Source organism: Amycolatopsis sp. lyj-90, assembly GCF_046549035.1.
Lineage (GTDB): Bacteria > Actinomycetota > Actinomycetes > Mycobacteriales > Pseudonocardiaceae > Amycolatopsis.
In genome coordinates this window covers 64,857-75,915 of sequence record NZ_JAJPWP010000011.1, presented here as the reverse complement: position 1 = coordinate 75,915, position 11,059 = coordinate 64,857, and the positions used below count along the sequence as shown (strand labels likewise).

At 72.9% G+C, this 11,059-nt stretch carries 1 protein-coding gene; it reads left to right on the top strand.

The features are described from left to right. Positions 1–11,037, top strand: a complete 11,037-nt coding sequence (locus ACLJPX_RS35170) for an SDR family NAD(P)-dependent oxidoreductase (RefSeq protein WP_410604663.1) — start codon at positions 1–3, stop codon at positions 11,035–11,037. Positions 11,038–11,059: the final 22 nt, after the last annotated feature.

The window sequence follows — 11,059 nt, the reverse complement described above, 5'->3', positions numbered from 1 at the left end:
ATGACCACCGACGAGCGGACGCTCGACTACCTCAAGCGACTGACCGCCGAACTGCGTGAGACGCGGCGCCGTCTGCGAGAAGCCGAGGAGAGCGGCTCCGAGCCACTGGCCGTGATCGGCATGGCCTGCCGGTTCCCGGGCGGGGTCACCTCGCCGGAAGGACTGTGGGACCTCGTCGACGGCGGCGGGGACGGGATGACGGGATTCCCGGCGAACCGGGGCTGGGACACCGACGGGCTGTACCACCCGGACCCGGAACACCGGGGCACCAGCTACAGCGATCAGGGCGGATTCCTTCACGACGCCGGGGAGTTCGACGCGGGCTTCTTCGGCATCTCGCCGCGGGAAGCGCTGGCGATGGACCCCCAGCAGCGGTTGCTGCTGGAGGTCACGTGGGAGACGTTCGAACGGGCGGGGCTGGACACCGCCGCGCTGAAGGGCAGCGCCACCGGAGTGTTCGCCGGTGCGATGCGCAGTGAGTACGTCTCCGGGTTCGACGGCGGATCCGAAGAGGTCGAAGGATTTCTCGGCACCGGCTCGTCCAACAGCGTGCTGTCGGGCAGGCTCGCCTACACCCTCGGCTTGGAGGGGCCGGCGGTCACGATCGACACGGCGTGCTCGTCTTCGCTGGTCGCGGTCCACCTCGCGGCGCACGCGCTGCGGTCGGGGGAGTGCTCGCTCGCACTGGCGGGCGGGGTCACGGTGATGGCCACACCGGAGACGTTCGTCGAGTTCTCGCGGCAGCGCGGGATGGCGCCGAACGGGCGCTGCAAGGCGTTCGCCGCCGGGGCCGACGGCACCGGCTGGTCCGAGGGCGCGGGCATGCTCCTGCTGGAGCGGCTGTCCGACGCCCGCCGCAACGGGCACCGGATCCTCGCCGTCCTCAAGGGATCCGCGGTCAACCAGGACGGCGCGTCCAACGGCCTGACCGCGCCCAACGGCCCGGCCCAGCAGCGCGTCATCCGTGCCGCGCTGAAGAACGCGAAGCTGACCGCCGCCGACGTCGACGCCGTCGAGGCGCACGGCACCGGCACCACCCTCGGTGACCCGATCGAGGCGCAGGCGCTTTTGGCGACCTACGGCCGCGAACGGGAAAACCCGCTGTGGCTCGGGTCGATCAAGTCCAACATCGGGCACACCCAGGCCGCCGCGGGCGCCGCCGGGATCATCAAGATGGTCGAGGCCATGCGCCGCGGCGTCCTGCCGCGCACCCTGCACGTGGACGAGCCCTCCCCGCACATCGACTGGACGGCGGGCGCCGTCGAACTGCTCACCGAACCGAAGCCGTGGGACACCGGCGACCGGCCCCGGCGGGCCGGGGTGTCGTCCTTCGGCATGAGCGGCACCAACGCGCACGTCATCCTGGAGCAGGCCCCCGCGAGCGAGGACGCCGAGCCGGAGCGGACCCCGCCCGCCGTCCAGACCTGGCCGTTGTCGGCTCGCGGGCCCGCCGCGCTCAAGGCCGCCGCGGCCGATCTTCTGTCCACTGTGTCCAATTCGGACGACGTCGACCCGCTCGACCTCGGCTGGTCACTGGCCACCACCCGGACCGCGCTGGAGTCGCGTGCCGCGATCGTCGGCAGCACGCCTGACGACCTCAAGGCCGGACTGACCGCGCTCGCCGCGGGCGATCCCGCCCCCGGCGTCGTCACCGGCGAACCGCTGCTCGGGCGCACCGCGTTCCTGTTCTCCGGGATGGGTGCCCAGCGCTGCGGCATGGGCCGCGAGCTGTACGACACCTTCCCGGCCTACCGCGCGGCCTTCGACGAGGCGTGCGCCGCCCTCGACACCCACCTCGACCGCCCGCTCGCCGAGGTCGTCTTCGGCGACGACCAAAAGCTGCTCGACCGGATGACCTACGCGCAGCCCGCGATGTTCGCCCTGCAGGTCGCGCTCTTCCGCCTGCTGGAGTCGTGGGGCGCCCGGCCGGACTACGTCGTCGGCCACTCCGCGGGGGAACTCGCCGCGGCCCACGTCGCCGGGGTCTGGGACCTCGCCGGTGCCGCCCGGATGATCACCGCGCGCGGCCGCCTGATGGAGGCCCAGCCGCCGGGTGGCGCGATGATCGGCATCCAGGCCACCGAAGAGGAGGTCGCGGCCGAACTGACCGACGGCCTCGCCATCGGCGCGCTCAACGCGCCCGACTCGGTCGTCGTCTCCGGTGAGGAGGCCGCCGCCGAGGCGCTGGCCGCGAAATTCGCCGAGCGCGGCCGGAAGATCAAGCGGCTCAACATCTCCCACGCGTCGCATTCCGCGCGGATGGACGGCATGCTCGCGGAATTCGGCGCGATCGCCGAAGAGATCCTGCACGGGACACCGTCGATCCCGGTGGTGTCCAACGTGACCGGCCGTCTCGCCGGACCCGACGAGGTCACCGTGCCCGGCTACTGGCCGCGGCACGTCCGGCAGCCCGTCCGGTTCGCCGACGGGATCGGTTTCCTGCGCGGCGAAGGGGTTTCCCGGTTCGTCGAGATCGGCCCGGATTCGGTGCTGGCGGGGATGGTCGCGCGGACGCTGCCGCCCGAAGGCATCCTCACCGTCCCGGTGCTGCGCAAGGACCGCCCCGAAGCCCGGACGGCGATGACCGTGCTCGCCGAACTGCACGTCCGCGGCGCCCGCGTCGACTGGACCGTGTTCCACGACGGCACCGGCGCCCGCACGATCGATCTGCCCACGTACCCGTTCCAGCGCGAGAACTACTGGCTGCGCGGCGGACTCGGCGCGGGCGACCCCGGCGGGCTCGGCCTCGCCGACGCCGCCCACCCGCTGCTGGGCGCGTCCGTCCCGCTCGCCGACGGCGCCGGGATCGTCCTCACCGGCCGGATCTCGCCGTCCACCCACCCCTGGCTTTCCGACCACGCGGTCGCGGGCACCGTCATCGTCCCCGGCACCGCCCTGGTCGAGCTGGCGCTGAGGGCCGGTGACGAAGCCGGCTGCGCGCATCTGGAAGAACTCACCCTGCGCGAGCCGATGGTCCTCGCCGGTCCCTCGGACGTCCAGGTCGTGCTGGCGGCCCCGGACGAGAGCGCCCGCCGCGCCGTCGCCGTCTACTCCCGGGCCGGTGAAGGCGCCTGGACGTTGCACGGTTCGGGAACGCTGGCCCCGCAAGCCCCGGCCGCAGGCTTCGACCTCGCCGAATGGCCACCGAAGGACGCGACGCAGGTCGACGTCACCGAGGTCTACCCGGTGTTCGCCGCCGCGGGTCTCGAGTACGGCCCGGTTTTCCGAGGACTCAAGGCAGCTTGGCGCCTCGGCGAAGAGATCTTCGCCGAGACGGCGCTGCCCGAAGACACCGCGAAGGCCGACATCGACCGGTTCGGCCTGCACCCCGCCCTGCTGGACGCCGGTCTGCACGCGATCGGCCTGCTGGCCGACGAGCCGGGCGGCGCGAAACTGCCGTTCCTCTGGCAGGACGTCACCCTGCACGCCACCGGCGCGTCCGCGCTGCGGCTGAAGCTCACGCCCGCCGCGTCCGGCGCGGTGACCCTGCGCGCCGCCGACGGGACCGGCGCGCCCGTCGTCACCATCGGTTCCCTGACCCTGCGCGAACTCGCCCCGGTCACCTCGGCGACCCCCGGTCTCGACTCGCTGTTCCGCCTCGACTGGACCCCGATCCCCACCCCGGCCGAGCCGGCCCCGGCCGAATGGGCCTACCACGGGCGGATCGGTGGCGGCGCCGTGCCACCGGTGGTCGTGCTCCCGGTCTTCACCGACCCGGCGGGGGCCCGGATCGCCACGCGCGAGGTCCTCGCCGTCCTGCAGCAGTTCTCCACCGAAGACCGGTTCGCCGACGCGAAACTCGTCATCGTCACCTGCGCCGCGATCGGACCCGGCAAGGTCGACCCGGCGGCCGCGGCGGTCTGGGGCCTCGGCCGCTCCGCGCAAAGCGAACTGCCGGGCCGCGTCGTCCTCGTCGACACCGAGACCGGCGACCTCGCCGACACCGAACTCGTCGCCGCACTGGCGACCGGCGAACCCCAGCTCACGCTGCGCGACGGCGCCTTCGCCGTGCTGCGCCTCGGCCCCGTCCCGGGAACCGACGAACTGAGCCCGCCCGCCGAACCCGCGTGGCGCCTCGGCATGGCCGCGCGCGGCACCCTGGAAGAACTCCGCCTGGAGCCCTGTCCCCAGGCCTTGGAACCGTTGGCGCCCGGGCACATCCGGGTCGCCGTCGCCGCCGCGGGGCTCAACTTCCGCGACGCGCTCAACGTCCTCGGCATGTTCGAGGGCGAACCCGGCCCGCTCGGCAACGAGATCGCCGGTGTCGTCCTGGAAACCGGGTCCGACGTAGAAGGCACAGGCGATCTCAAACCTGGAGACCGCGTCATGGGCGTCGCCATCGGCGGTATCGGCTCCATCACCACCGCACAGCGCTCGATGTGCGCACGGATCCCCGACGGCTGGACGGACGAAGAAGCCGCGTCCGTGCCGCTGGTGTTCCTCACCGCTTACTTCGGGCTCAAGGAACTCACCGGTCTGAAGGCGGGGGAGTCCGTGCTCATCCACGCGGGCGCCGGTGGTGTCGGCATGGCCGCCATCCAGATCGCGCGGCATCTCGGCGCCGAGGTCTACAGCACCGCCAGTCCCGCCAAGCAGCACGTGCTGCGCGAGGCCGGGCTCGACGACGCCCACATCGCCAACTCCCGCACCCTCGACTTCGAACAGCACTTCCTCGCCACCAGCGAAGGACGCGGCGTGGACGTCGTCCTCGACGCGCTCACCGGCGACTTCGTGGACGCGTCCCTGCGGCTCCTGCCGCGCGGCGGCCGGTTCCTGGAGATGGGCAAGGCGGGCCTGCGCGATCCCGAAGAAGTCGCCACCCAGCACCCCGGCGTCGAGTACCGGCCCTACGACCTGATCGAGGCGGGACCCGAGCAGTTCTCCCGCATGTGGGCCGAAGTGCTGGACCTGTTCGCCACCGGTGTCCTGAAGCCGTTGCCGCGCCGCGTCTGGGACGTCCGCCGGGCGCCGGAGGCGTTCCGGTTGCTCAGCCAGGCCAAGCACATCGGCAAGGTCGTGCTCACCATCCCGCGCGGCCCGGAGCCCGGAGGCACCGTCCTGATCACCGGCGGCACCGGTGGTCTCGGCGCGATGCTCGCCAAGCACCTCATCGCGGAGTACGGCGTCCGGCATCTGCTGCTGACCAGCCGCCGGGGTCCGGCCGCGCCCGGCGCTTCCGAGCTTTCCGCCGAACTCGAAACCCTGGGCGCGACCGTCACCGTCGCCGCGTGTGACAGCGCGGATCGCGACGCCGTCGCCACGCTGCTGGCCTCGATCCCCGAAGAGCACCCGCTCACCGGCGTCGTCCACGCGGCCGGTGTCCTCGACGACGCCCCGATCGACGCGCTCACCCCCGAACGTCTCGACCGTGTCCTGGCTCCCAAGGCGGACGCGGCCTGGCATCTGCACGAGCTGACCGCAGGGCTTCCGCTGCGCTGGTTCGTCCAGTTCTCCTCGGCCGCCGGCGTGCTCGGCAACCCGGGTCAGGGCAACTACGCCGCCGCCAACGCCTTCCTCGACGGCCTCGCCACCCGCCGTCGCGCCGAAGGTCTCGCGGCGCAGTCGGTCGCCTGGGGCCTCTGGTCCGGCGGCATGAAGGGCGAACTCGGCGACGCGGGCGAAGAACGTATGCGCCGCAGCGGTTTCCCGCCGATCGACGCGGGAGAGGGCCTGGCGATGTTCGACCGCGCGGTCGGCCTCGACCACGCCGTCCTGCTGGGCCTCAAGTTCGACCGCGCGACCGTGCGCGGCAGCGACGCCCCGATCTCACCGCTGATCCGCGCGCTCGTCGGCGGCTCCGGCCGTGCCAAGGCCAAGACGGCCAGCGCCGAACAGGCGGGCGAACTGCGGCGCAAACTCGCGGGGCTGCCCGCGCCGGACCGGGACGAGCTGCTGCTGGACCTGGTGCGCCGCGAGGTCGCGCTGGTGCTCGGCCACACCGACGCGGCCGGGATCGCCGCGACCCGCGCGTTCAACGAAATCGGCTTCGACTCGCTCACCGCGGTCGAGCTGCGCAACCGTCTCGGCGCCGCGACCGGTCTCCGGCTGCCCGCGACGCTCGTCTTCGACCACCCGACACCGGACGCGCTGAAGGTCTTCCTGCGCGGCGAGCTCGTCGGGGACGAAACGCCGGCCCCGGTCGTGGTACCCCCCGCCACGGCCGGGTCCGGTATCCACGACGACCCGGTCGTCATCGTCGGCATGGGCTGCCGCTATCCGGGTGAGGTCACCTCGCCCGGCGAGCTCTGGCAGCTGGTCGCCGAGGGCCGCGACGGCGTCGGAGACTTCCCGGCCGACCGCGACTGGCCCCTGGACTCGCTGTTCCACCCGGACCCCGACCACCGCGGCACCACTTACGCGTCCGAGGGCGCTTTCCTGTACAACGCGGGCGACTTCGACGCCGAGTTCTTCGGGATCTCGCCGCGTGAGGCGCTGGCGATCGACCCGCAGCAGCGCCAGGTCCTCGAGACCGCGTGGGAGGCGCTGGAGCGCGCGGGTATCGAACCCGGCTCCCTGCGCGGCACCAGCACCGGCGTGTTCGCCGGGGCGCTGTCCAACGACTACATCTCGCGGCTGAGCGCGATTCCCGAGCAGGTCGAAGGCTTCCTCGGCACCGCGTCCTTCAGCAGTGTCGTCTCCGGCCGGGTCGCCTACGCGCTGGGACTGGAAGGCCCGGCCGTCTCCGTCGACACCGCTTGCTCTTCTTCCCTGGTGGCTGTGCACCTGGCCGCGCAGTCGTTGCGGTCGGGAGAGTGCTCGCTGGCACTGGCGGGCGGCGTCAACGTGATGGCCTCGCCCGACATGTTCGTCGAGTTCTCCCGCCAGCGCGGACTGGCGCCGGACGGGCGCTGCAAGCCGTTCGCCGGGGCAGCCGACGGCACGAACTGGGCCGAAGGAGTCGGAATCCTGGTGCTGGAACGCCTTTCCGACGCCCGCCGTAACGGACACCGGGTGCTGGCGGTGGTCAAGGGCTCGGCGGTCAACCAGGACGGCGCGTCGAACGGCCTCACCGCCCCCAACGGTCCCTCGCAGCAGCGGGTGATCCGCTCGGCGCTGGCGAACGCGGGCGTGGAGGCGTCCACTGTGGACGTCGTCGAGGCGCACGGCACCGGCACGCCGCTGGGCGACCCGATCGAGGCACAAGCCTTGCTGGCGACCTACGGCCGTGACCGCGAGCGGCCGTTGCTGCTCGGTTCGGTGAAATCGAACATCGGCCACACCCAGGCCGCGGCCGGGGTCGCCGGGATCATCAAGATGGTCGAGGCGATGAACCACGGTGTCGTCCCGGCGAGCCTGCACGTGGACGAGCCGACCCCGCACGTCGACTGGACCACCGGCGACATCTCCCTGCTCACCGAGCAGAAGCCGTGGCCGGAGACCGGTCAGCCACGCCGCGCCGGGGTGTCGTCCTTCGGTATCAGCGGCACGAACGCCCACATCGTCCTCGAACAGGCCCCGGCCGAAGCCGAGCCCGAGCCTTCGGGATCGCTGCCTGTCGTACCCCTGGTTCTCTCCGGTCGTACCCCGGAGGCCCTGGCCGCTCAAGCTTCTCGTCTGTCTACTGTGGATTCTTCGGTCGATGCGGGATTCTCGCTGGCGACCACCAGGACTCACCACGCGTGCCGCGCGGTCGTCGTCGGCGAGCCCGGCGCCGGTCTGCGGGCACTGGCCTCTGGTGGATCCGCGGGAGGCGTCGTCACCGGCGAACCCGCGACCGGCCGGCTCGCGTTCCTGTTCACCGGACAGGGTTCGCAGCGCGCCGGGATGGGACGCGGCCTGTACGAAGCCTTCCCCACCTTCGCTAAGGCTTACGACGAGATCGCCGCGCTTCTCCCGATCGACGGTGATCTCAGCCGGACCGGGACCGCCCAGCCCGCCATTTTCGCCCTGGAAGTCGCGCTCTACCGCCTCTTCGAGTCCTGGGGTGTGCGTCCCGCCTACCTCACCGGGCACTCGATCGGCGAGATCGCGGCCGCACACGTCGCAGGCGTGTTCTCCCTGGAAGATGCGGCGAAACTGATCGAAGCCCGCGGCAGGCTCATGGAGGCGCTGCCGGAAGGCGGCGCGATGGTCGCCGTGCAGGCGACCGAGGCCGAGGCCGCCGAGTTCGACGGGGTCGCCGTCGCCGCGATCAACGGGCCCGACGCCATCGTGCTCTCGGGCGCGGAGGAACCGGTGCTGGCCGCCGCGTCGGCGCTGGAAGCCCGTGGCCGCAAGGTGAAGCGCCTCGACGTCTCCCACGCGTTCCACTCGCCGCTGATGGACCCGATGCTCGAAGACTTCGCCGAAGTGGCGCGGAGCCTGACCTACGCCGAGCCGAAGATCCCGGTCGTCTCGGCCGTCACCGGCGCCGTCGCCACCGAGCTGACCGATCCCGCGTACTGGGTGCGGCACGTGCGGGAACCGGTCCGGTTCGCCGACGCGCTGACCGCCCTCTCGGCCGAAAACGTGACCACTTTCCTCGAAATCGGCCCGGCGGCGGTGCTTTCGGCGCTGGCCGCGGGGTCCGGCGAGGCGATCCCCGCCCTGCGCGACGATCGGGACGAGCCCACCGCGGCGGTCACCGCGCTGGCCCGGCTGCACGTCCGCGGGATCGACGTCGACTGGTCCGCGTTCTTCGCCCCCGCGAAACCGCGCGTGATCGACCTGCCGACCTACGCCTTCCAGCACGAGCGGTACTGGCTGCGCGAACCGGCCGTGGCGCGGGTCGCCGGTGGCCTGCGCCATCCGGTCCTGGCCTCCGCGGTCACCTCGGCGGGCGACGGCTCGGTCCTGTGCACCGGGGTCCTCCCGGCCGACCCCTCGGACACGCTGCTCGTCGAACTCGCGATCCGCGCCGGTGACGAGGCCGGCGCGGGCACTCTCGCGGAGTTCGCCGTCGAGGCACCGCTGACCGGGGACCGCGAGGTCCAGGTCGCCGTCGGTCCCGAGGACGGCGGCCGCCGCCCGGTCTCGATCCACACCCGCGCCGGAAAGGACTGGCAGCGCCACGGCACCGGATTCCTGGTCACCGCACCCGCCCCGGCGCCGGCCGCCCCCGACGTCCTGACCGAACTGACCGTGCCGGACGACATCCCGCAGCTGTTCGGTCTCCACCCGGGCCTGATCGACCCGCTGCTGGCCGAGTACGGCTGGCCGGTCGCCTGGCGGAACGTCACCCTGCACGCCACCGGCGCCACCACCGTCCGGGCGAGCCTGAGCCCGGCGGGGGAGCTGGCGGTCTTCGACCTCGCCGGTGCCCCGGTGCTGTCCGCCGAGGTCACCTTCGGGGAACGCCCGGCGGCCGTGACGTCGCCGAGCGAGTCGCTCCACCGGATCGTCTGGACACCGGTGCCGGCGGTCGACGGCGAAACGTCGTGGGCCCGCCACGAAGACGTCGGCGCGGACCTGCCCGGCGCCGTCGTACTGGAACTCGCCGAGCCCGACGGCGACGTCGCCGACGCGGCCCGGACGGCGACCGCGACCGTGCTCGCCGCGCTCCAGGACCCGAGTTACACGGACACCCGCCTGGTCGTGCTGACCGCGGGTGCGGTCGCACTGTCCGAAGAGGACGGTGCCGACCCCGCGGCCGCCGCGGTCTGGGGTCTGGTGCGTGCCGCGCAGTCGGAGAACCCCGGCCGGTTCGTCCTCGTCGACGGCGATGGCGACACGACGATTCTCGGCAGGGCCCTGGCCACCGGTGAGGACCAACTGCTGCTGCGCGAAGGAAAGCTGTACGCGCCGAGGCTCGCGCAGGTGCGTGACTCCGCCGCCGAGACACCGGAGCTGGCAGGCGGAGCGGTGCTCGTCACCGGCGGCACCGGTGGGCTCGGCGCCCACCTCGCGCGGCATCTGGTTCAGGCGCACGGGGTCCGCGACCTCGTGCTGACCAGCCGTCGCGGGCCGGACGCCCCGGGCGCGACCGAGTTGTCCGACGAGTTGAAGGCACTCGGCGCCGACGTCCGGATCGAGGCCTGCGACGTAGCGGACCGCGCCGCCGTCGAAACCCTGCTGGCCGGCATCCCCGGACTGACCGGGATCGTGCACGCGGCGGGTGTCCTCGACGACGGTCTCGTCGACACGCTCACCCCGGACCGGCTCGCGACCGTGTTCGGCCCGAAGGCCGCCGCCGCTTGGCATCTGCACGAACTGACGAAGGGCCACGAGCTCGCGGCGTTCGTCCTGTTCTCCTCGGCCGCCGGGGTGCTCGGCAACGCCGGGCAGGGCAACTACGCCGCCGCCAACGCGTTCCTCGACGGTCTCGCCGTGCACCGCCGGGCTCTCGGCCTGCCCGCCCGCTCGCTGGCTTGGGGCCGCTGGGCCGACGGCATGGGCGGCGCGCTCGGCGAGCAAGCCGGGCAACGGCTGAGCCGCAACGGTTTCCCCGCGCTGAGCACCGACGAAGGCCTGGCGCTGTTCGACGCGGCACTGGCCACGGACCTGGCGGCGTCGGTCCCGGTGAAGCTCGATCGAGCCGGGCTCGCCGCGGCCGGGCAGCTCCCGCCGGTGCTGCGCGATCTGGTCCCCGCGGTGCGGCGCCGGGCCGCGGCGGCCGACGCCGGCGAACTGCGTTCCAAGCTCGCCGGGCTGGCCGAAGCGGAGCAGGAGCGCGCGTTGCTCGACCTGGTGCGCGGGCAGGCCGCGGCCGTGCTCGGGCACGCCGGGGCGGCCGCGATCGCCCCCGGGCGCGGTTTCCTCGACCTCGGTTTCGACTCGCTCACCGCGGTCGAGTTCCGGACCGCGCTGGCCGCCGCGACCGGGCTCACCCTGCCCACGACGGTCGTCTTCGACTACCCGGCGCCGGACGCGCTGGCCAAGTACCTCCAGACCGAACTCGCCCCCGAGACCGGCGCCGGTGCCGCGGTGACCGAACAGATCACCCGGCTCGAAGCCCTGCTCGACGGCGCCGACCCCGGCGACGCGGAGATCGACGGACGGCTGAAGCGGCTGGTGTCGGTCTGGGCGGCGAAGAAGCCCGCGCACGCCACCGCCGACCTCGAAGCCGCGTCCCCGGACGACCTCCTCGCGCTGATCGACAACGAGTTCGGCCCGCGCTGACCCGCGACAGACCCTCAGGAGC

Coding starts and splice junctions, on each gene's coding strand:
- ACLJPX_RS35170 (WP_410604663.1), top strand. CDS start 1: ATGACCACCGACGAGCGGACGCTCGACTACCTCAAGCGACTGACCGCC.